The organism is Halomonas sp. HK25 (genome assembly GCF_047795635.1).
GTDB lineage: Bacteria > Pseudomonadota > Gammaproteobacteria > Pseudomonadales > Halomonadaceae > Halomonas.
The window spans coordinates 2,031,604-2,052,909 of the sequence record NZ_CP181044.1; the positions used below are offsets into that span (position 1 = coordinate 2,031,604).

Here is a 21,306-nt window from a genome sequence, read left to right on the forward strand (position 1 = left end):
ACAGGACGTTGCGCCGGCAGGTAACCGAACATCACCGGTACGGTCAGCGTGCCGGCCTCACGCCAGGCGTTGGGTGATGACAAGAGGTACACTCCTTCTGCGGGCCATCAGCAAGTGGCGGCATCCATTGAACGCCACATGGTAAGTCAAATGAACGGTGCTGGCAGTCAGATACCAGAGAATCCACTGTAATCAGCAAGGAGGCGAGATGACGCGACTGAAAGTCTGGGACGTGCCGGTGCGACTCTTTCACTGGGGGCTTGTCGGGTGCGTGGCGCTGGCGTTCTACACCATGAAGACCGACGGGGCGCCCTTCATCTTCCCCGTCGATATCCACGCCCGGGGTGGCTACGTGCTGATCGGCCTGCTGCTATTCCGCTGGCTATGGGGTCTTGTGGGCAGTCACCACGCCCGCTTCAGCAGCTTTCTCTATTCGCCGGCCAGCATGGTCGACTACGCCAGGCGCCTGCTGAGCGGGCGCCCACCCATCTTTGCCGGTCACAACCCCCTGGGCGGCATCATGGTGGTGGTGATGCTGCTGTCGCTCACCTTCCAGGCCGTCAGCGGTCTCTTCCTGAGCGACGACATCTTCTTCAATGCCCCCCTGCATGGCCTGGTGGACCGCAGCACCGCCCGCACCCTGGCCGGGCTGCACCATCTCAATGCCAACCTGTTGTTGCTGCTGATTGCCGGTCATCTGCTGGCCCTGGTGGTGCACCGACTGAAGGGCGAACGCCTGGTGGGTGCAATGTTCACTGGCCGCAAGCCGCTGGAAGGTGAGCCCGAGGGCGTTCCAGCGGGCGCCGGAAGGTCTGCCGGTGGCCCTGCCCGGCATACTGCCAGCCCCTGGCTTGCGGTGGTGGTAATCATCATCGCCGCGCTGCCAGTGCTGTGGCTGTGGAGTGCATGAGTCCGCTGCGTTGTGGTGAGCCCAGGGTTGACCGGCTTCTGTTGTCGCGATATCAGTTGTCGCGATAGTTGTCGTGACAACCGCGGCAGGTGTCGACGACCGTACCCATCTGGCGGCGCAGTTCATCGAACTCCGCGCCGTCGTTGGCCATCTGGGCCAGGGTGTCGGTCTCGTCGACAAGAGTCTCCTGGCGTGAGATGAAGTCGTCACGGTTGTCAGCGATGACGGCCATGGCCTCGGTGGCGATACCGTGGTCGTCATTCTGCAGCGACCCCTCGATGAAGGCCTCCCAGGGCAGATGCGCCAGGGAGGCCAGGTTGTTGGCACGCAGCGCGAAGTCCTCGGCGTCGTAGTCGATGTCGCCCTGGACCATGTCGCCCAGCGGGCCGGTCTGGAAGGCCATCACGCGCAGAGCGGACTGGCGATACTCGATCGCCTTGTCGACCTCCAGCGCCTGGACGGAAGCGGAGGAGAGCAGGGCGGCGGAGAGGCCAAGGCTGGTGAGCAGGGGGCGGAAGGTCACGGTCATCACGATCTCCTTTCGTGCTGCATGGTCTTGTCGGGTTCCACTTGAATGCGGTGGCTTGAGGTGAATCAAGCCTTTTCAAGCGTAGCACGTGCTGCTAGCCCTCGTGGGCGGTGCGCAGCTGGCGGCTACGAAAGCGAGCATAGAGGGTGCAGCCGCCAAACAGGGCCAGCGCCGCCAGGGCAATCAGCCAGCCCAGCCAGCCGAGGCCGGGCAGGACCGCCACGTTCACTCCGATCATGAAGTAGAGCAGGCTGACGAAGGCGAGCCAGGCGTGGCCCCTCGGTCGTTTCGCCAGCAGGGAGGGCAGGAACAGCACCAGCGGCAGCAGGAAGGCCAACAGGGGGCGCAGGTTGCCGCCATCGCGGGCCAGCAGCAGGCCCCAGGCCAGCAGCGACAGGGCCAGGGCGCCATAGCTGATCAGCACCCAGCGGCGGGCTTGGGCGGTCAGCTGGTCCAGCCCCTTCTCGGCCTCCAGGGATTCGAGCCAGCGCCTCATGAGCGTTCATCCCTGGGCATCGCCGACAGCGCCAGGGCGAGCCTCGCCAGGCGTCGACCCTGGGCATAAGCCAGGCGGCGTTCGTGTTCGTCCAGCGGCTGGTCGCTGCGCTTGCCCGCCAGGTGGCTGGCCCCGTAGGGGGTGCCGCCCCGGGTGGTCTCCATCAGTTCGGTCTCGCTGTAGGGCAGGCCCGCATAGACCATACCGTGGTGCAGCAAAGGCACCAGCATGGTCAGCAGGGTGCTCTCCTGGCCGCCATGCAGGCTGGAGGTGGAGGTGAAGGCGGTAGCGGGCTTGTCGATCAGCGCCCCGCCGAGCCACAGCTCGCTGGTGCCGTCGAGGAAGTGCTTGAGCGGCGCGGCCATATTGCCGAAACGCGTGGGTGACCCCAGGGCCACGCCGGCGCAGTGACGCAGATCGTCCAGGCTAACGTAGATGGCCCCCTCGGCGGGGATCTCCGGGTCCACCGCCTCGCAGGTGGGCGAGACCGGTGGCACGGTGCGCAGCCGCGCCTCGACGCCGCGCACGGACTCGACACCGGCGGCCAGCCGTTCGGCCATGGCGCGGGTGGCGCCGTGGCGAGAGTAGTAGAGGATCAGCACATAGGGCAGGGAGGTGCTCATCGGGGCTCCTGAGGCAGGGAAGGGGTGGGAAGGGATCACTCGAGCAGGCCGATAATGTCTGCGGGAGGCCATTGTAGAAGGCGGCGCGCCCTGCTCACAACCGAGCTTCTTTGAAGTCTTCCTCGGGCAGGCGCCGGTAGACCCAGGCCGCGCTGCCGTCGGCGAGGGTGAGGCGCACCCGCTCGTAGCGGATGCCGAGGCGCTCGTAGCGGTCGAGCCGAGCCAACTCCTCGGCGCTGACCGTAATCACCTCACCCTCCACGCGTTCACCGGGGGACTCCTCCAGATCGAGGGCGGTGCGCCGGAAGTCCTCCAGCACCGCCGGACGGGAGTCGCCGGCGCGACCGGTGACCACCCAGCGCACCAGCGCCGAGCGCAGGGTGCCGTAGACGAAGACCTCGTGGGGGCCCGCTTCGATGGGCGCCAGGTGGTCGGGGCGGTCATAGGTGAAGGGGCTGAGCAGGGTGAACCAGAGCCAGGCGGCCACCGCCAGGGGCAGGCCAAGCAGGGTGGCGAAGAACAGATGAAGGCGTCGCATGGGGCTCCTCACGGCATGGGAGCGTCCCATCCTGCCATGCCGCGAGGCGCTTGTCCGGCGCAGGCGTAGGCGGCTTAAGCCGAGGCGAAGGCTCTGCTAGGATGGATGCTCCCCATGACGATCGTGAGGTGCCCCATGACCCGGCAGGCGTGTTATGACCTCGACTTCCAGGCCCTGATGGGTGATGTGCGTCCGCTCTCCCGGGACGGCAATCGAGCCGATCCCGGCCACAGCCTACGCTCACCCAGCGAGGCGCAGCTGGCCCGCCGGGAGAGCGCCGCCGCCGAGGTGGCCGGGCACGGCTTTCTCTCCGACGACTTCGTCGACCTGCTGCCACCCTTCGACCCGCTCGCGTACCGTCGCGACGGCATCCAGCAGGGGGTGGTGGATCGCCTGCGCCACGGCGGCTATGCGGATCAGGCGCGCCTTCACCTGCTGCGTCGCCCCCTGGAGGAGTGCCGCCGGGCGCTGCCGCCTTTCATCCATGAGGCCTTCGCCCACGACCTGCGTTCGGTGCTGATCGTGCACGGCCGTGGCCAGGCCATCGACAGCCCGGCCAACGTGCTGCGCTCCTACCTGGCCAAGTGGCTGATCCAGTTTCCCGAGGTGCAGGCCTATGTCTCCGCCCAGCCGTCGGACGGCGGGCTCGGCGCTACCTGGGTGATGCTGCGCAAGAGCGAGCGGGCGAAGTCTACCAACCGGGAGCGGCAGCAGAAACGCCGTGGCTGACGTTAGATAGCCAGGGCAAGCTCAGGTAGATGAGGGGGGGCAGCGGTGCCGGCCCCGACGTAGACGGGCCCCGGCATTGCCGGGGCCCGTCCTTGGGTGCGCGCACCTGTTTCAGGCGTCGCCGTTTTCGCGCAGGCGGCGCTCGAAGAGCGCCTCCTTGACGTCCACCGCCGGCTGGTAGCTGACGCTGAAGGCGCCCAGGGCGCGCATGGCGTCGTCCAGGTGCTGATCCTCGCGCAGCGCCAAGGCATCGAAGCCGCAGCGGGTCATGTAGTAGAGCTGGTCGACCAGCACGTCGCCGATGGCACGGATCTCCGCGCCGAAGCCATAGCGCTCGCGGAGCAGCCGGGCCAGGGAATAGCCGCGCCCGTCGGTGAAGGCCGGGAAGTCGATGGCGATCAGCGGTGCCTGGGCCAGCTCCTCGGCCAGCTCGGGGCCGAGCTCGGTGTCGCTGGGCAGCCAGGGCGCCAGTTCCTGGTCCTCGCGGTGCGCCTGCCAGAGCGCCAGGGGCACGATCACCGGACGCCGGTTGGGCAGCGCCTCCTCGACGCGGGAGAGGGCCCATTCGTCCTGCTCGGGCTGACCCATCTTGATCAGCGTCTGGGCTTGCTCGAGTTGACTGTCAGGCATAGACCCGCTCCTTGAAGGGCTTCAGACCGATACGGCGATAGGTGTCGAGGAAGGGCTCGTCCTCATGGCGCTGCTCCGCATAGACCTGGAGCACCTTGTCGATCACCCCGGGCACGTCCTCGCGGAAGAAGGAGGGGCCGAGGATCTTGCCCAGGGAGGCGTCGTCGCCGGCGTTGCCGCCCAGCGAGATCTGATAGTACTCCTCGCCTTTCTTGTCGACACCGAGAATGCCGATATGGCCGACATGATGGTGGCCACAGGCGTTCATGCAGCCCGAGATATTGAGGTCCAGCGGTCCCAGATCGTAGAGGAAGTCGAGATCCTCGAAGCGCTCCTGGATCGCCTGGGCGATGGGGATCGACACGGCATTGGCCAGGCCGCAGTAGTCGCCGCCGGGGCAGCAGATGATGTCGCTGAGGGTGCCGATGGTGGGGTTGGCCATGCCAAGGCCATCGAGCTCGTGCCATAGCGCCTCGAGTTGATCCACCGGCACGTCGGAGAGCACCAGGTTCTGCTCGTGGGTCACCCGTGCCTCGCCGAAGCTGAAGCGGTCGGCGAGGTCGGCCACCGCCTCGAGCTGGTCGGCGGTGACGTCACCCGGCGCATGCTCGCGTCGCTTGAGCGACAGGGTCACCGCCTTGTGGCCTGGCACCTTGTGGTCGGTAACGTTGTTGGTGACGAAGCGGGCGAAGGCGCGGTTCTCGACGCGCAGCCGCTCGAAATCGCCGATGCCGGCATCGCTCACCGGGCGACGCTCGGGCTCCGGAAAATGCCGCTGGGCGGCCTCCACGGCGGCCGGGGTCAGGGTCTGGGGGCCATCCTTGAGATGGACCCACTCGGCCTCGACGCGGCGGCGGAACTCATCGATCCCCAGTGCCTTGACCAGGATCTTGATGCGCGCCTTGAACTTGTTGTCGCGACGGCCGAACTGGTTGTAGACCCGCACACAGGCTTCGAGATAGGTCAGCAGGTGCTGCCAGGGCAGGTCCTCGCGCACCACGTCGCCGATCATCGGGGTACGGCCCAGGCCGCCGCCGGCCAGGACCTTGACGCGCACCTCGCCGCGATCGTCGCGCCACAGGCGCAGGCCGATGTCGTGGACCTGGATGGCCGCGCGGTCCTCGGCGGCCCCGGTCACGGCAATCTTGAACTTGCGCGGCAGGAAGGCGAATTCCGGGTGCAGGGTCGACCACTGGCGGATCAACTCGCACCAGGGGCGCGGGTCCTCCACCTCGTCGGCGGCGATGCCGGCGAACTGGTCGCTGGTGGTGTTGCGGATGCAGTTGCCGCTGGTCTGGATGGCATGCATCTGCACCTCGGCCAGCTCGGCGAGGATATCGGGCACATCTTCCAGTGCTGGCCAGTTGAGCTGCAGGTTCTGGCGGGTGGTGAAGTGGCCGTAGCCCCGGTCGTAGCGACGCGTGATCGCCGCCAGGCGCCTGAGCTGGTGGCTGCCGAGCATGCCATAGGGGATGGCGATGCGCAGCATGGGCGCATGCTTCTGGATGTAGAGGCCGTTCTGCAGACGCAAGGGGCGAAACTCTTCCTCCCCGAGGCGGCCGGCCAGGTGACGGTCCATCTGGTCACGGAACTGGGCGACGCGCTCATCCACGAGGGTCTGGTCGTAGGTGTCGTACCGGTACATTCAGCCGTTCCTGCTGCAGTGAAAGTGGCAGTGCCTGAGAGAGCACCATACGCGCCAAGCTTTATGCTTGGAAAGAATAAATACTTATAGTTTTTATGCGAAAAGTAATTACCACGTGAGGCGAGGGCTCACACGCGGAGTTGCTGCCAGCGTCGCCTCTGCCAGATGACGGCAAACCAGGCGGAGTTGAGGCAGCGGTAGGCCAACTGTGCCCACCAGATTCCGAGCAGCCCCTGTTCCAGGCCCACGCCGACCCACCAGGCCAAGGGCAGGAACACCAACCACTGCAGGCTGAGGGTGGTGGTCATCACGGTGCGGTTGGCGCCGGCCCCCAGCAGCGCCTGGGCCAGCACCAGGGCCGCGGCATCCAGCACGATCATCAGCGCCGTGAGCTGCAGCGGCAGCCGACCCAGGGCGACCAGCACCGGGTCGTGGAGAAAGAGCTCCAGCACCGCCTCGGGAAAGAGCGCCATGGGCAGCGCCAGGACCGCCAGGCAGCACCAGGCCAGGCGGACCACCTCCCAGCCCCAGCGGTGGGCGTCGCCGAGGGCCTCGCGCCCCATGGCCTGGCCCACCAGGCTCATCGCGGCCATGCCGAGCCCGACGCCGGGCAGGATCAGCAGTAGCGAGAGATTGACCAGCACGTGGCCCACCGCCACGCTGGCGGTGCCGATCTGTCCGAGGATCCAGAACAGCACGGCGTAGCCGGCGGCGAACCACAGCTGCTGGAAGGAGTGGGGGGTCGCCAGGCGCAGGGTGGTCGCGTAGGTGAGTCGCCGCGGGAGGCCTTCGAGAAAGCCGCTGCCGACGGCATGCCGGCGGCTGAGCACCGTCCAGATGGCCAGCCCCGTGAACAGCGACAGGCTAGTACCGGCGCCGGCGCCGGCGGCGCCCATGGCGGGTAGTCCCAGGTAGCCGAAGATCAGTCCCAGGCTCGCCACCACATTGATGGCGTGCATCACCAGGATGATGCGCAGGTAGATGCCGGTCTCCTGGATGCCGTTCCAGTAGCCGCGAAAGCAGAAGATCATCGCCACGGCGACGAGCGAGACCACCCGCCAGCGGAAGTACGCCACAGCCACCGCATTGACCGCCGAGTCCTGATTGATCAGCGCCAGTAGCCGCGGGGCCTGCCACAAACAGAGCGCCGTAATGGGCAGCGAGGCGAGGACGGCGATCACCAGGCCGGCATTCAGCGGCACGGCGCGGCGGTCCCAGGCCTCCTCCCCGTGGCGGCGGGCAGTCTGGGCCTGGACGCCGGAGGAGAGGCCGAACACCAGGGCGGTGATCAGGAACATGGCATAACCGCCGATGCCCACGCCCGCCAGCGGCACCTCGCCGAGCGAGCCCACCATGGCGGCGTCGATCAGGTTGATCAGGCTCTGGGAGAGCATGCCGGCCATGATCGGCAGGGCGAGGCGCAGGATCGTCTGTCGGCGGGTGGGCTCAGGCAGCATGGGTGTCCGTCGGGTCAGGGGCCCGCACGGCAGGCCCTCTCGCGGCGTGGGGCGGTCAGGCCGGATCGTAGGAGAGCACCGGGGAGAGCCAGCGCTCCAGCTCCTGCAGGGCCATGTCCTTGCGTTCTGCCAGCGCCTCGACCTGGTCGCGGGTGATCTTGCCGGTGGAGAAGTACTTCGACTGGGGATGGGAGAAGTACCAGCCTGCCACCGCCGCCGCCGGCCACATGGCGTAGCTCTCGGTGAGCGTCAGGCCGGTGTTGGCGGTGGCGTCGAGCAGCCGGAACAGGGTCGCCTTCTCGGTATGATCCGGGCAGGCGGGGTAGCCCGGTGCCGGGCGGATGCCCTGATACTTCTCGGCGATCATCGCTTCGTTATCGAGGGTTTCCTCGGGCACATAGCCCCAGAACTCCTTGCGCACCCGCTCATGGAGGCGCTCGGCGAAGGCCTCGGCGAGGCGGTCGGTGAGTGCCTGGACCATGATGGCGTTGTAGTCGTCACCGGCGGCCTTGTACTGTTCGGCCAGCACCTCGACGCCGTGGCCGGCGGTGACCGCGAAGCCGCCGATCCAGTCGGGCTTGCCATTCTCCTCTCCGTTGGCGTCATGGCGGGGCGCGATGAAGTCGGCCAGGCTATAGCAGACGCCGTCGCGGTTCTTGGTACTCTGCTGGCGGATATGGTGGAGCCGCTCGATCACCTCCGTGCGGCTCTCGTCGGCATAGACTTCGATGACATCGTCATCGACGCTGTTGGCCGGCCACAGGCCGATCACGCCCCTGGCCTGGATGCGCTTCTCGTCGATCAACTTGGCCAGCATCGCCCGGGCGTCCCCATAGAGGTTGCGGGCGGCCTCGCCCACCACTTCGTCGTCGAGGATCTTCGGGTACTTGCCGGCCAGCTGCCAGCTCATGAAGAAGGGGGTCCAGTCGATGCGCTCGACCAGCTCCGCGAGGTCGTAGTCCTCGAACACCCGAAGGCCGGTCATGGCAGGCGCCGGCGGCCTGTAGCTCGTCCAGTCGATGGTGAACTTGCGGGCTCGGGCATCGGCATAGGAGAGATCCGCGGCCTTGGGCCGGCGCTTGGCATTGCGCTCACGCACCGCCTCGTACTCGCTGCGAATGTCCGTTACATAGGCCGGCTTGAGGCTCGGCGAGAGCAGCTTGCCGGCCACCCCCACGGCGCGGGAGGCGTCGGCCACGTAGATCACCGGGTGGGCGTAGCCGGGCTCGATCTTGACCGCGGTATGGGCCTTGGAGGTGGTGGCGCCGCCGATCAGCAGCGGGAGCTCGAAGCCCTGGCGCTGCATCTCCTTGGCGACGTGGACCATCTCGTCCAGCGACGGGGTGATCAGTCCCGAGAGGCCGATGATATCGGCATTCTCGGCCTTGGCCGTCTGCAGGATCTTCTCCGCCGGCACCATGACGCCGAGGTCGATCACCTCGTAGTTGTTGCACTGCAGGACCACGCCGACGATGTTCTTGCCGATGTCGTGGACGTCGCCCTTGACCGTGGCCATGACGATCTTGCCCTTGGCTTGGGTGTCCCCGCTCTTTTCCGCCTCGATGAAGGGTATCAGGTAGGCCACCGCCTGCTTCATCACCCGCGCCGACTTGACCACCTGGGGCAGGAACATCTTGCCGGCGCTGAACAGGTCCCCGACCACGTTCATGCCGTCCATCAGCGGCCCCTCGATCACCTCGATGGGACGCTCCGCGGCGGCGCGCGCCTCCTCGGTGTCCGCCTCGATATAGACCGTCACCCCCTTGACCAGGGCATGCTCGATGCGCTTGTTGACCGGCCAGGTGCGCCACTCCAGATCCTCCTTCCTGGCGGGCCCCGAGCCATCGCCCTTGTACCTGTCGGCGAGATCCACCAGCCGCTCGGTGCTATCGCTGCGGCGATTGAGCACCACGTCCTCGACTGCCTCGCGCAGCTCCTCGGGGAGGTCGTCGTAGACCGCCAGCTGGCCGGCGTTGACGATCCCCATGGTCAGACCCGCGCGGATGGCGTGGTAGAGGAACACCGAGTGGATCGCCTCGCGCACCGGGTTGTTGCCGCGAAAGGAGAACGACACGTTGGAGACCCCCCCCGAGACGAGGGCGTGGGGGAGATGCTCGCGGATCCATTGGGTTGCCTCGATGAAATCCACGGCGTAGTTGTCGTGCTCCTCGATGCCGGTGGCGATGGCGAAGATATTGGGATCGAAGATGATATCTTCCGCCGGGAAGCCGATCTCGTCGACCAGAATGCGATAGGCCCGCTGGCAGATCTCGGTCTTGCGCGCGAAGGTGTCGGCCTGGCCGACCTCGTCGAAGGCCATCACCACCACCGCGGCACCATGGCGGCGACAGATGGTGGCCTGCTCACGGAAGGCGTCCTCGCCCTCCTTCATGGATATCGAGTTGACCACGGCCTTGCCCTGCACGCACTTCAGGCCCGCCTCGATGATCTCCCACTTGGAGGAGTCGATCATGATCGGCACCCGGGCGATATCGGGCTCACCGGCGATCAGGTTCAGGAAGCGCACCATGGCCTCCTGGGACTCGAGCATGCCCTCGTCCATGTTGATGTCGATCACCTGGGCGCCGTTCTCCACCTGCTCGAGGGCCACCTCCAGGGCAGTGGTGAAGTCTTCCTCCACGATCAGGCGCTTGAAGCGTGCCGAGCCGGTGACGTTGGTACGCTCACCGACGTTGACGAACAGCGAGTCGGCGGTGATGTTGAAGGGCTCCAGGCCCGACAGGCGACAGGCCCGCGGGACCTCCGGGACACGGCGCGGCGTCATGCCCTGGATGGCCCGATGGATGGCCGCGATATGTTCCGGGGTGCTGCCGCAGCAGCCGCCGATGATATTGACCAGGCCGCTCTCGGCAAACTCGGCGACGATGGCCGCCATCTCCTCGGGGGTCTGGTCGTACTCGCCGAACTCGTTGGGCAGGCCGGCGTTGGGGTGGGCAGAGACGAAGGTGTCGGCCTTGGTGGAAAGCTCCTCCACATAGGGACGCAGCTCCTCGGCCCCCAGCGCACAGTTGAGGCCCACCGAGAGCGGCCGGGCATGGCGAACCGAGTTCCAGAACGCCTCGGTGGTCTGGCCGGAGAGGGTGCGGCCGGAGGCGTCGGTAATGGTGCCGGAGATCATCACCGGCAGGCGCTCGCCGCGGTCCTCGAACAGCTCCTCCAGGGCGTAGATCGCCGCCTTGGCGTTGAGGGTGTCGAAGATGGTCTCGATCATGATCAGGTCGCTGCCGCCCTCGATCAGCGCTGCGGCGGCCTCATAGTAGTTCTCGCGCAGGGTATCGAAGGTGACGTTGCGCTTGGCCGGATCGTTGACGTCCGGCGACAGCGAGGCGGTGCGCGAGGTGGGGCCCAGTACGCCGGCCACATAGCGGGGCACGCCGGTTTCTGCGGCCACGGCATCGCAGACCGAGCGGGCCAGGCGGGCGGCCTCGCGGTTGAGCTCGACCACCAGCGCTTCCATGCCGTAGTCGGCCTGGGAGAGCTGGGTGCTGTTGAAGGTATTGGTCTCGACGATGTCGGCGCCGGCCTCCAGATACTCCCGGTGGATGCGTGACACCAGCTCGGGGCAGGTGAGCGCCAGCAGGTCGTTATTACCCTTGAGGTCGGAGGGCCAGTCGGTGAAGCGATTCCCGCGAAAATCGGCCTCGGACAGACCGGCATTCTGAAGCATGGTGCCCATCCCGCCATCGAGCATGAGAATCCGCTCGTTGAGGCTGTCGATCAGGGAGGCGGTCTGGGCAGTGGGATGGGCGGCCATGGGCAGGTCTTGTCTCCAGCGAAATCACATCCAGGGGCATGGCCACACGGACGCCTCGGGGCGTCTTCTAACGGGGCGTCTTCTAACGGGGCGGCCAGGAAATGCGCCTATGTTACCAAAAGGCGTCGCCCAGGGGCAGGTTGCGGCACAAAGACCCACCAAATCACTCGGGATTGTCAGCTCCGGTCCGCTGCCTTACCATGGTGGATAGCCAATCCCTGACGCGCGGCCTGCCGAAGGAACGCCCCAGGCCGCAGCCCGACCAGCAAGAGATTTTACAAGAGAGTGCCATGAGCAATCCGATTCAGATCACCGACAGCGCCCAGGACTACCTCGCCGAGCTGCTCGAGAAGCAGAACGTCGAGGGTATTGCCGTGCGCATCTTCATCACCCAGCCCGGCACCCCCTACGCCGAGACCTGCCTGGCCTACTGCCGGCCCGGTGAGGAGGAGCCTACCGATGAGCGTCTCGAATTGCCCAAGCTGTCGGTCCACCTGGACAAGAACAGCCTGCCGTTCCTCGAGGAGGCAGTGGTCGACTTCAACGCCGACCGCATGGGCGGCCAGCTGACCATCAAGGCGCCCAACGCCAAGATGCCCAAGGTCAACGCCGACAGCCCGATGGCGGATCGCATCAATTATATCCTCTACAGCGAGATCAATCCCGGTCTTGCCGCCCACGGTGGCGAGATCAAGCTGGTGGAGCTCACCGAGGAGCAGGTGGCGGTGCTGGCCTTCGGCGGTGGCTGCCAGGGCTGTGCGGCGGTGGACCTGACCCTCAAGGAGGGCGTCGAGAGGACGCTGATGGAGCGCATCCCGGAGCTGGCCGGCATTCGCGACGTGACCGATCATACGGACACCACCAACGCCTACTACCGCTAGGAAGCCCTGATGTCCTGCTAGTCAGTCAGGTGTTTTCTGAAGGCTCCGCTGCGGCGGGGCCTTCGTCGTTCTCGGCGTCCTCTTCTTCTCCCTCCGGCGCAGGCGGGGTCTGCCACAGGCAGCGGTGGAGCTGCTGCTCCAGGTCGCGCAGGCGGCGGGCCTGCTCCTCCAGCAGGCGCTTCTGCTCATCGATGCGCGCCTGCAGCAGGGCCTGCTCGTGCAAACGGGTATCGGCCAGGGTCCTGGCCTGGCGATGCGCCCAGTCGGTCTCCCGATGGTGCTTCTCCTCCTCGGCCAGCTTTCCGCGAACATCCATGAGTTGCTGCTCGAGGCGCTCCAGACGGACGCCAAGTTGCTTCTCCCGCTCCGCCGCGGCCTTCTCGCCGGTCAGGCGCTCCTGTCGTGCCTCGTCCAGCAATCCCATCAGCCGGGCCTCGGCGCTCTCGTGGCGCTGCTCCTCTCTGGTCAGGCGTTCGCGCTGCCGGGTCTCCAGGGCATCCACGGCCTGCTGATGCTCACGCACCTGCTGAGTCATCTCGCCGCGAATCCGCGCCAGCAACCCCTCCAGTTCTGCATGCCGAGTCTCCAGCCGGTGGCTCTTCTCGTCGAGCTGCTCCCGCTGCGCCTCGGCGCGCGCCAGGGCGGTGCTGCGCTCCTCCAGGCGCTGCTCGGTCGTGGCCAGGTGGGCGGCCAGGGCGGATTCGCGCTGCTCGGCATCCTCGGCCTGGCGGCGAGCCCCGGCCACCCGCGTTCCGGCCTCTTCAACGCGGCGATCGGCCTCCTCGCGGTAGTGGGCCAGCGTTTCGTTGGCGCTCTCCTGGGCCTTCTTCCATAGCTCCTCGGCCAGCTCCTGCAGGGCGGCCGGCATGCCGCGGGGCGGCGGCGCGTCACGGTTCTCCTCGCGTCGAGTGCGCCATTCCCGCAGATGGTCGCTGATGGTGGTGAAGCTGCCGGTGCCCAGCACCTCGCGCACCTTCTGCACGCTGGGTGCCTCGCCCCGCGCCAGCAGGTCATCGATCGCCCGCTGCACGTCCTCGTACTGCACACCGCTGCGTGCCATCTCTCTGCTCCTTGCCTGGTGCTGGCCATCGCGGGATTGAGGGCCCGGCGCGGCCGTGAGAGGCGCAGCATAGCCCGAGAAAGGGCGAAAGGGAAGATTATTACATTATATGTAATACGTAAATAACGTTACGATAGGTGCCATCAAATCAAGATTACGCGGCTTATCTTGATTTTCCTTGGGCGGAGTTGGGATACTGAGCGAAGTGAGTGGTGAGGAGTGAAGCGTGAGCAGTGAGCCGATTTCGACAAGCCCTATGTCTGAGCTGGTCGCCTTGCCAGCCGTCGAGCAAGGCTCCCATATCGCAGCCCGCAGCGACGTGGAGGCGGTGGGGCAGTGGCTGGCCGAGTACCGGGCAAGCCATCAGACCCAGCGCGCCTATCGGCGCGAGGCCGAGCGCCTGCTGCTATGGCTGGCGGAGCAGGGCCTGAGCCTCGCCGAGGTGAGGCGTGATCACCTGGACGCCTTCGAGGCCTTCCTAGCCGATCCGCAGCCGCAGGAGCGCTGGATCGGGCCGCCCAGGCCACGCCATGCCGATGGCTGGCGGCCCTTTCGCGGGCCGCTGGCACCCGCCAGTCGCCGCCAGAGCCTGGTGATCCTGCAGGGAATGTATGCCTGGCTCGCTGAGGCGGGCTGGGTGGCGCACAACCCCTTCCGGTTGATGCGCGACAAGCGCCGGCGCCTGGACAACCGCCAGGGCAGCATCGAGCGCTATCTCGAGCACCCGCTGTGGGAGTGGTTCTGGGGCTGGCTGAACCGAGGCATCGACCGTCTGTCGGAGGCGGGCGAGTCACCACGACAGCGCTTCGAACGGCAGCGGCGGCGGCTGGTGTTCGGTTTCGCCTATCTGCTGGCCCCGCGCATCAGCGAGATGAGCGCGGCACGCATGGGAGACTTCCAGCGTCGCGAGGGGCGCTGGTGGTGGCGGGTCATGGGGAAGGGCGGCAAGACGGCGATGGTTCCGGTACCGCCGGACATGGTCGCGCTGCTGATGGAGTGGCGCCTGGCCCTGAAGCTCGCGGCAGAACCGCTGCCGGATGACGCCACGCCCCTGCTGCGCGCCCTGGATGGTCAGCGCGGCCTGGGCGACAACCGTCTCTATCGGCTGATTCGCGATGCCTTTGGCGAGGCCGCCGTGACGTTGGAGGGCGAACTGGGGGAGGGCGGCCGGCTCTGGGCAATGCGCCTGCGCGCCGCCACGCCCCACTGGCTGCGCCATACGGCGCTGACCCATCAGGCCCAGGCGGGGGTGGAGCTGCGCTACCTGGCCGCCACGGCACGCCACTCGCGCCTGGATACCACCGCCCGCTACCTGCACGCCGAGGACGAGGCCTGGCACCGCCAGCAGGAATTGCACCAGCTGACACCCAAGCGTGAGGGGCTTGTCGACGGAACAGCCCCGAGCAACTCGTCCATTCGAGCCGAGCGCGCCTAACCGGGTATAATCAGCGCAACCCTTACCAAGGAGATCCCATGACCACCGAAGCCACCGCCGAGCAGGCGCAGCAGACGCTGCGCGAAGAGTTCGAGATGTTCGACAACTGGATGGACCGCTACCAGTACATCATCGACATGGGCAAGGCGCTGCCGGACTTCCCCGAGGCGTGGAAGAGCGACGAGTTGAAGATCCAGGGCTGCCAGTCCAACGTCTGGATGCACCATGAACGCGACGGCCAGCGCATCCATTTCGACGCCATCTCCGATGCCGCCATCGTCTCCGGGCTGATCGCCGTGCTGATGCGCATCTACAGCGACCGGACCGCCGCCGAGATCCGCGGTACCAGCCCGCACTTCCTGGCGGACCTAGGGCTCGACAAGCACCTCTCGCCGACCCGCAGCAATGGCCTGAACGCCATGCTCAAGCGCATCTACGAGGTGGCGGAGCAGGAAGCCGCCTGAACCTCATGGCTTCTCGCGGCCATCGTCCGGTCCCCTCGGGCGAAAGTCCTCGTCCAGCTCCGGGTCCTCGCGGCAGAGTTGCTCGCTGGGACCGCCTGGCACCGGGTCGATGCCGCCCTCGCAGCCGGGATGGCAGCGAACGATGCGCCGCGCGGCCATCAGACCGCCCCTGAGCGGGCCATGCACCTGAATCGCCTCCACCGTATAGCTCGAGCAGCTCGGCCAATAGCGACAGCGGGGCCCGAGCAGCGGGCTCAGCGTGACCTGGTAGACCTTGACCAGGCCGATCATCAGGAACGCCAGCCCCTGGCGCAGAGCGCGCAGCAGCCGGGCCAGCCAGGCGGCGAGGCAGGGCATCAGGCCTTGCCGTAGAGCGTGTCGGGGTCGATCAGCGGGGCCGTGGTGATGCGTGCCTCTTCGCCCTCCAGGGCCACGTAGAAGCAGCTACGCCGACCGGAATGGCAGGCAGGACCGGTCTGGTCCACCTGCAGCAGCAGGGTGTCGCCATCGCAGTCCAGGGCGGCGGCCCTGAGATGCTGCTGCTGGCCGGAGCTCTCGCCCTTGCGCCACAGCTGGCTCCGCGAGCGGGACCAGTAGCAGACCCGGCCGGTACGCAGGGTCTCCGTCAGCGCTTCGCGATTCATCCAGGCCATCATTAATACCTCGCCGGAGTCATGCTGCTGGGCGATGGCGGGCAGCAGGCCGTCGGCATTGAAGCGGACGGCGTCGAGGATCTCGGCCAGGGGGTGGCGGCTATCGCGTTCGGCCCGTTCCAGGGCCTTGAAGGTATCTTGCATAGCGGGTCCGGTCAGCTGGGGTCGGCTCAGGGGGCGGTGTGACACGCCTCGCAGTGGCCGAGCAGTTCAATGGTCTGGCGCTCAACGCGAAAGCCCAGGTCACGGGCCCGCCGCGAGAGCTGGGCGTTGACGTCGTCCAGGTGCAGCTCTTCGACCCGACCGCAGAGCCGGCAGATCAGCAGCTGGAAGCCGTGCGCATGCTCCGGGCAGGGGCAGGCCACGTAGGCGTTGAGCGATTCGATGCGGTGCACGAGGCCCTGGTCGATCAGGAACTCCAGGGCGCGGTAGACGGTGGGCGGTCGGGCGGCGGCGTGCTCTTCGGCCAGGCGGTCGAGCAGGTCATAGGCCTTCAGACTGCCCGGGGCTTCGGCGATCATCTCCAGCACGCGCCGCCGAATCGGGGTAAATCGCGCGCCGCGCTGCTGGCACTGCTGCGCTGCCTGGTCGAGCAGGGCACGAGAGTCTGGCATGACGACCATCAACTGGCGAAATGGAGAAACTATTCTACGCGTCGGACCCCGGCCCGGCCAGCGAGCGTCAGACGGCCAGGGCGGTCGCGTCGGCGCTTGACTCGAGTTCGCTGCGGCGGGCGAAATGGTGCTGGGCGAAGGCCACGCGCTCCTCGGGGGAGACGCCGGCGGGCTGACGCTCGATCAGGTCGAGGCGACGGCGCAGCCCCTCGCCGTTGGCCATCTGGATGGCCAGGCCCGGACGGGCATTGAGCTCCAGCAGCATGGGGCCATGATCGCGGTCCAATACCACGTCGGTGCCGAGATAGCCCAGCAGCCCAGTCATTTCGTAGCACCCGGCCGCCAGCAGCAGCAGGGTGCGCCAGTCGGGGATTTGCAGGCTGGCCAGCTCGTGGCCGGTGTCCGGGTGGTCGATACGGGTGCGGTCGAACTGCACGCCGCGGATGGCGCTGCCGGTGGCGATATCCAGGCCCACCCCCACGGCGCCCTGGTGAAGATTGGCCTTGCCGTCCGAAGCCGCGGTGGAGAGGCGCATCATCGCCATCACCGGGTAGCCGAGAAAAACGATGACCCGGATGTCGGGGACACCTTCGTAGGTATACTCCGCGAGCCGCTCGTCGAAGTTGATCAGCGCCTCGACCACCGCCACATCAGGGGAGCCCCCCAGGGAGTAGAGGCCCGAGAGGATATTGGAGGCGTGACGTTCGACGTCCTTGAGGGTCAGCCGGACGCCGCTGGGCTTGATAAAGGCGCCATCCTCGACGTGGTCGATCACCAGTATTCCCTTGCCACCGCTGCCCTTGGCCGGCTTGATCACGAACCCTTCGTGGCCGCGAAGCATCTCACGCAGGTGCTTGACCCCGAACTGGGTGGCGACGGTGCCGATCAGCGCCGGCGTGGTGATGCCGTACTCCTGAGCCAGCAGCTTGGTCTTGAGCTTGTCGTCCACCAGGGGAAAGAGGCGCCGATCGTTGTAGCGGCCGATATAGCGGATATTGCGGCGATTCATGCCGATGATCCCCTTGAAGCGCAACTTCCCGGGGGAGGTCCAGTTCCTCATTGTCCAGTTCCACATGACGCTCAATCCTCGCTAACCGGCTTGAAGCGGCGCAGCTCGAGCAGCCGGTAGCCGGTGTAGTTGCCGAGCAGCAGGATCAGCGCCATCAGGATCATCTGCACCCCCAAAAAGTTGAAGGTGATATGGCGCACCCAGGGGTTGGTCATGGCCAGAAAGGCGATCACCGCGGTGAGCAGGCTACCGCCGCCCTGGATAAGCACCTCTCTGGGGCCTTCCTCTTCCCACAGGATCGACATGCGCTCGATGGTCCAGGAGAGGATGATCATCGGGAAGAAGGTGATGGTCAGCCCCGCATTGAGCCCGAAGCGGTAGGAGAGCACCGAGAACACCGAGATGATGGCGATCACCGTGATGATCACCGCCGAGACCCTCGCCACCAGCAGCAGGTTGAGATAGGAGAGGTAGTTGCGGATCACCAGGCCCACCGCCACCACCAGCAGGAAGCCGACCAGGCCGGTGATCAGGGTAGTCTGGATGAAGGCCAGGGCGATCAGTACCGGCATGAAGGTGCCGGACGTCTTGATGCCCACCAGGATGCGCAGCAGCACCACGACGAGGGCGCCGATGGGGATCAGCAGGATGGTCTGGAACAGCGCCTGTTCCTCGAGGGGCAGGCTATGGATGGAGAAGTTAAGCAGGGTGTCCTCGGCCAGTTGGCTGCGCACCGCGGCGGCCGCCGGCTGGTTACGGTTGAGCATCGAGAAGGTGACCCGCGAGTTGGTCCCTCCCTGGACTTCGAGCACCGCCTGGCCAGAGGCCTCCCAGAACAGCAGATTGTCGGGACGCCCCTGTTCGCCGGTGGTCGGGTCGAACAGGGCCCAGCGCTCACCGTCGAACACCTGCACCCACTGGCTGAGGGTCTGACGGCGGCGGGCGTCCTCCAGCAGCAGGCCGCTGACCTCCCGGGCCGGCACGCCGGCCTGGTTGAGCAGGCGCACCAGCAGCGGGCCGCGCTCGAACTGGGTCAGCAGCAGGCGGGAATTCTCGGCCTGGCGCTCGTCGCCGAAGTCGCGGATCAGCTCACGGGCAAAGGTGAAGCCGTCGGCGCTGCGGTTCCAGGCGCGCTCGATCACCTGGGCCGCTGCGGTGTCATAGGGGCGCTCCCAGATGATGTCGCGGCGCAGTTCCGGGGGTTCGCTCTGTACCGGGCGGGCGTCCGGGGTCGCCAGCATCTGGGTGGTGTAGTAGAGCTGCTGGCTGCCGGTGGCCTCGCGGATCGACCACTGGGCGCGGCGGCCGCCGTTCTCTTCCAGAAAGGCCAGGCCGTAGCCCGGCGAGGCGGTATGCTCGGTGAGCAGTCGGAAGGACTGCTGATTGGACGGCAGCGCCATATTGACCAGCACCGGGCCGTCCTGGGCGGTGAAGTTGACCAGCGCCTCGATCTCCCAGACCTCGCGCTGTTCGCCGGGGGTCCAGGGCACCTCGAGGGCGATGTGGCGTTGTACGCTGAGGCCGATGCCGGCCACCAGCAGCAGGCCGACGAGCAGATAGAAGGGCAGTCGTGACATGGGGCTTCCTTGGCGAGATCAGGAGAAGGAGAGGCCGGGCAGGGAGTCTCAGCGCTCTTCGTCGTCCCGGTCATTCTCGTCGGCTTCGGCCTCGTCGGCCGGGCGTCCGCCGGGGAACTCGGGGCGCTCGTGCAGGTAGGTCTCGGCAACATCGATCACCGCAATATCCATCAGGAAGCGCCGTCCGAGCAGCACCGGGTAGTTGAGATGGGTGCGGTCGTTGAGGGTGAACTCCACGGGTTCGCGGATCGGCCCGAGGGTCATCATCAGGCTGACCACCTGGCGGGTTCCCTCGCCGAATGCCTGCACGATGCGCACCCGGCGCTCCACCGGTGCCTCGATCCACTCATCGCCTGTGCCATCCACGACCACGTCGTCTTCGGTGAGGCCTAGCTTGAAGCGCACCCAGTTGGCGCCGTCGCGCTCGAAGCGTGTGATCTCGCTGGCCGACAGTGACGAGGTATTGGCGCCGGAATCGATCCGCGCCTTCAGATAGGTGCCCACATCGGGCAGACCGATCCATTCGCTGCGGCCGACCACGGTCTTGCCGCCGAGCGCAGGCTCGACGGTGGCACACTCCTGGGTGACCAGCGCCGGATCACTCTCGGCATGTTCCAGACGCTCGACGTCAGCCCGCAGGTGACGCAGCAGGCTGCCGACCTCGCGCACGTCGGCCACCAGCGTCTCCTGACGACGAGCGTTTTCGGTGAGGCTCGCCTGCTGGAGGTCGCAGCGAGTCGCCAGGTCGGTTTCCAGGCGATCAATGCGAAGCGCAAATTCGTCGGGACCCAGCACGGACTCCGTTTCGCCTTGCTCGATGGGCAGGGCGCAGCCGGCGATCAGCAGCAGACCGAGAGAGAGGGCACCGGTGGAGAGCAGGCGTCGTGACATGAGTCGGAGATGTTCCTTGGGTCGGTCGCGTGTCGCGTGATGATAAGGAGTCCCCGGCAGGCTTGTCCAACCGGGTCGGTGTAAATACCCGGAAAACCGAGAGCGGAGTGGGCTGACAAGAGCCGCCTTAGTGTCGATTTAACATAATATACATTATGCGAAGTTGAGGATGAGGGAAGGAGCCGAGGCTGATGTCCTCGAGTTTCCACTGGTTCCGGGTCCTGTCCACGGCTAGGATGAAGAAAACCTTTACACCTGTTTGACGAGGAATTGGCAATGTATCGGAAATTACGGTCTCACCCTCTGCTGATCCCCCTGCTGGCCCTGCCCTTGCTCCTGGCCGGCTGCAGCAGCGACGATATCGACCATTACGCCGACACGACGCCGGTGCTCGATATCGGTGAATACTTCGACGGCCGCACCCGTGCCTGGGGCATGGTGCAGGACTACCGCGGCGAGGTGCAGCGCCGCTTCGTGGTCGACATCGACGGCGAGCACGACGGTACCACCCTGGTCCTCGACGAGCACTTCATCTATGACGACGGCGAGACCGATCGTCGTGTCTGGACCTTCGAGCGTCAGGACAACGGCCGCTGGATCGGCAACGCCAACGACGTCGAGGGTCCCGTGGAGGCCCGCCAGGCCGGCCACGCCTTCAACATGACCTACCGGCTGCCCGTAGAGGTCTCGGGGCGCGAGATCACCTTCACCATGGATGACTGGATGTTCCTGCAGCCGGACGACCGTTTGATCAACCGCACGGACATGAAGAAGTTCGGTATCACCCTGGCGCGGATCACCCTCGTCTTCGAACGCGTCGACACCGGTTCAGACGACGGCGATTCAGAAGACATCGAGTCTCAGGATACCAATGCAGACGCCTCCGACACCTGAGGTGTCGGAGGCGTCATCGTGCCCTGGTCTTGTTCACAGTTGTGGCACAGCCCTGGGCTCAGCCCTCGTCGGAAGGCGCGTAGGAGCCGTCTTCGCGGTGGACTTCCTTGCCGGTCAGGCCCGGCGTGAACACGCAGGCCAGGTGCATGGTCTTGCTGGCCCGCAGCAGGTGCTCGTCATGCTGGTCGAGAATATAGATGTCACCCGGTTTGATCGGCCAGATCTTGCCATCGGCCAGGGTCTCCACTTCGCCTTCCCCTTCGATGCAGTAGACCGCCTCGAAGTGGTGCTTGTAGTGGATATGGGTCTCGGTTCCTTCGTAGATCCGAGTGATATGGAAGGAGCAGTTGCCGCCGTCATCGGCCAGGCTCAGGCGGGTACTGTCCCAGTTGCCGTTCTCGGCCTTGACCAGGCGGTCGGACTTGCGGCATTCCTCGAGATTGCGAACGATCATGGATGATCTCCAGTGGTGTCAATAACAGACCGATGGGCCTCG

General features: G+C 66.4%; 22 protein-coding genes. 6 read left to right on the forward strand and 16 right to left on the reverse strand.

The genetic code is table 11. The features are described 5' to 3' along the window. The first annotated feature begins 208 nt into the window (after nucleotides 1-208). Nucleotides 209-910 carry a cytochrome b/b6 domain-containing protein gene (locus ACM26W_RS09795; protein WP_416140637.1) on the forward strand — a complete coding sequence of 234 codons (702 nt, stop codon included), beginning with the start codon at nucleotides 209-211 and terminating at the stop codon, nucleotides 908-910. Nucleotides 911-962: 52 nt separating this feature from the next. On the opposite strand, the gene ACM26W_RS09800 is transcribed toward ACM26W_RS09795, so the two are convergent. From ACM26W_RS09800 to ACM26W_RS09815, 4 genes are all read right to left on the reverse strand, one after another. Beyond that, complete coding sequence (locus ACM26W_RS09800) at nucleotides 963-1,439, reverse strand: c-type cytochrome (protein WP_416140638.1); 477 nt, start codon at nucleotides 1,437-1,439, stop codon at nucleotides 963-965. Between the two features lie 94 nt (nucleotides 1,440-1,533). Beyond that, nucleotides 1,534-1,935 carry a DUF2069 domain-containing protein gene (locus tag ACM26W_RS09805; RefSeq protein WP_416140639.1) on the reverse strand — a complete coding sequence of 134 codons (402 nt, stop codon included), beginning with the start codon at nucleotides 1,933-1,935 and terminating at the stop codon, nucleotides 1,534-1,536. Then, nucleotides 1,932-2,558 (reverse strand): NAD(P)H:quinone oxidoreductase, encoded by a 627-nt coding sequence (gene wrbA / locus ACM26W_RS09810; protein ID WP_416140640.1) that lies wholly within the window; start codon nucleotides 2,556-2,558, stop codon nucleotides 1,932-1,934. The genes ACM26W_RS09805 and wrbA overlap by 4 nt, the downstream gene beginning before the upstream one ends. 94 nt (nucleotides 2,559-2,652) lie before the next feature. After that, complete coding sequence (locus ACM26W_RS09815) at nucleotides 2,653-3,096, reverse strand: gamma-glutamylcyclotransferase family protein (RefSeq protein WP_416140641.1); 444 nt, start codon at nucleotides 3,094-3,096, stop codon at nucleotides 2,653-2,655. Between the two features lie 135 nt (nucleotides 3,097-3,231). Here ACM26W_RS09815 and smrA point away from each other — a divergent pair, with 135 nt between their 5' ends. Next, a complete protein-coding gene (smrA, locus tag ACM26W_RS09820; protein WP_416140851.1) occupies nucleotides 3,232-3,825 on the forward strand; it encodes a DNA endonuclease SmrA in 594 nt (197 codons plus the stop codon). A 111-nt stretch (nucleotides 3,826-3,936) separates the two neighbouring features. On the opposite strand, the gene ACM26W_RS09825 is transcribed toward smrA, so the two are convergent. The 4 genes from ACM26W_RS09825 to metH all read right to left on the reverse strand — a co-directional run bounded on the left by ACM26W_RS09825 (nucleotide 3,937) and on the right by metH (nucleotide 11,332). Next, a complete protein-coding gene (locus tag ACM26W_RS09825) occupies nucleotides 3,937-4,455 on the reverse strand; it encodes a DUF934 domain-containing protein (protein WP_416140642.1) in 519 nt (172 codons plus the stop codon). Next, nucleotides 4,448-6,100 carry a nitrite/sulfite reductase gene (locus tag ACM26W_RS09830; protein ID WP_416140643.1) on the reverse strand — a complete coding sequence of 551 codons (1,653 nt, stop codon included), beginning with the start codon at nucleotides 6,098-6,100 and terminating at the stop codon, nucleotides 4,448-4,450. Before ACM26W_RS09830 ends, ACM26W_RS09825 begins: the two co-directional genes overlap by 8 nt. A 128-nt stretch (nucleotides 6,101-6,228) precedes the next feature. Then, entirely contained in the window at nucleotides 6,229-7,557 is a 1,329-nt protein-coding gene (locus ACM26W_RS09835) for an MATE family efflux transporter (protein ID WP_416140644.1), read from the reverse strand. A 55-nt stretch (nucleotides 7,558-7,612) separates the two neighbouring features. Further along, a complete protein-coding gene (gene metH, locus ACM26W_RS09840) occupies nucleotides 7,613-11,332 on the reverse strand; it encodes a methionine synthase (protein WP_416140645.1) in 3,720 nt (1,239 codons plus the stop codon). A 290-nt stretch (nucleotides 11,333-11,622) separates the two neighbouring features. On the opposite strand from metH, the gene nfuA reads away from it, so the two are divergent. Beyond that, complete coding sequence (nfuA, locus tag ACM26W_RS09845) at nucleotides 11,623-12,213, forward strand: Fe-S biogenesis protein NfuA (protein ID WP_416140646.1); 591 nt, start codon at nucleotides 11,623-11,625, stop codon at nucleotides 12,211-12,213. Nucleotides 12,214-12,238: 25 nt separating this feature from the next. Here the strand turns inward: nfuA and ACM26W_RS09850 are convergent, their stop codons facing one another. Beyond that, on the reverse strand, nucleotides 12,239-13,273 hold the full coding sequence (locus ACM26W_RS09850; protein WP_416140647.1) for a DNA-binding protein: 1,035 nt from the start codon (nucleotides 13,271-13,273) through the stop codon (nucleotides 12,239-12,241). Nucleotides 13,274-13,529: 256 nt separating this feature from the next. Here ACM26W_RS09850 and ACM26W_RS09855 point away from each other — a divergent pair, with 256 nt between their 5' ends. Both ACM26W_RS09855 and ACM26W_RS09860 read left to right on the forward strand, forming a co-directional pair. After that, nucleotides 13,530-14,708, forward strand: a complete 1,179-nt coding sequence (locus ACM26W_RS09855; protein WP_416140648.1) for a tyrosine-type recombinase/integrase — start codon at nucleotides 13,530-13,532, stop codon at nucleotides 14,706-14,708. A 38-nt stretch (nucleotides 14,709-14,746) separates the two neighbouring features. Further along, complete coding sequence (locus tag ACM26W_RS09860) at nucleotides 14,747-15,172, forward strand: SufE family protein (protein ID WP_416140649.1); 426 nt, start codon at nucleotides 14,747-14,749, stop codon at nucleotides 15,170-15,172. Nucleotides 15,173-15,175: 3 nt separating this feature from the next. Here the strand turns inward: ACM26W_RS09860 and yidD are convergent, their stop codons facing one another. The 6 genes from yidD to ACM26W_RS09890 all read right to left on the reverse strand — a co-directional run bounded on the left by yidD (nucleotide 15,176) and on the right by ACM26W_RS09890 (nucleotide 19,916). Next, nucleotides 15,176-15,529, reverse strand: a complete 354-nt coding sequence (gene yidD, locus ACM26W_RS09865; RefSeq protein WP_416140650.1) for a membrane protein insertion efficiency factor YidD — start codon at nucleotides 15,527-15,529, stop codon at nucleotides 15,176-15,178. Beyond that, nucleotides 15,529-15,969, reverse strand: coding sequence for a phosphoribosyl-AMP cyclohydrolase (gene hisI, locus ACM26W_RS09870; RefSeq protein ID WP_416140651.1), 441 nt, complete (start codon nucleotides 15,967-15,969; stop codon nucleotides 15,529-15,531). The genes yidD and hisI overlap by 1 nt, the downstream gene beginning before the upstream one ends. 26 nt (nucleotides 15,970-15,995) lie before the next feature. Next, complete coding sequence (locus ACM26W_RS09875; protein WP_416140652.1) at nucleotides 15,996-16,439, reverse strand: transcriptional repressor; 444 nt, start codon at nucleotides 16,437-16,439, stop codon at nucleotides 15,996-15,998. A gap of 67 nt (nucleotides 16,440-16,506) precedes the next feature. After that, on the reverse strand, nucleotides 16,507-17,499 hold the full coding sequence (locus ACM26W_RS09880; RefSeq protein ID WP_416140653.1) for an alpha-L-glutamate ligase-like protein: 993 nt from the start codon (nucleotides 17,497-17,499) through the stop codon (nucleotides 16,507-16,509). A 20-nt stretch (nucleotides 17,500-17,519) separates the two neighbouring features. Next, complete coding sequence (locus ACM26W_RS09885) at nucleotides 17,520-19,025, reverse strand: UUP1 family membrane protein (RefSeq protein WP_416140654.1); 1,506 nt, start codon at nucleotides 19,023-19,025, stop codon at nucleotides 17,520-17,522. A gap of 48 nt (nucleotides 19,026-19,073) precedes the next feature. After that, nucleotides 19,074-19,916, reverse strand: a complete 843-nt coding sequence (locus ACM26W_RS09890; protein ID WP_416140655.1) for an ATP-dependent zinc protease — start codon at nucleotides 19,914-19,916, stop codon at nucleotides 19,074-19,076. 276 nt (nucleotides 19,917-20,192) lie between these two features. On the opposite strand from ACM26W_RS09890, the gene ACM26W_RS09895 reads away from it, so the two are divergent. Next, complete coding sequence (locus ACM26W_RS09895; protein WP_416140656.1) at nucleotides 20,193-20,810, forward strand: DUF3833 domain-containing protein; 618 nt, start codon at nucleotides 20,193-20,195, stop codon at nucleotides 20,808-20,810. Nucleotides 20,811-20,868: 58 nt separating this feature from the next. Here ACM26W_RS09895 and ACM26W_RS09900 read toward each other — a convergent pair whose 3' ends face one another. Beyond that, entirely contained in the window at nucleotides 20,869-21,264 is a 396-nt protein-coding gene (locus ACM26W_RS09900) for an ectoine synthase (RefSeq protein ID WP_416140657.1), read from the reverse strand. Nucleotides 21,265-21,306: the final 42 nt, after the last annotated feature.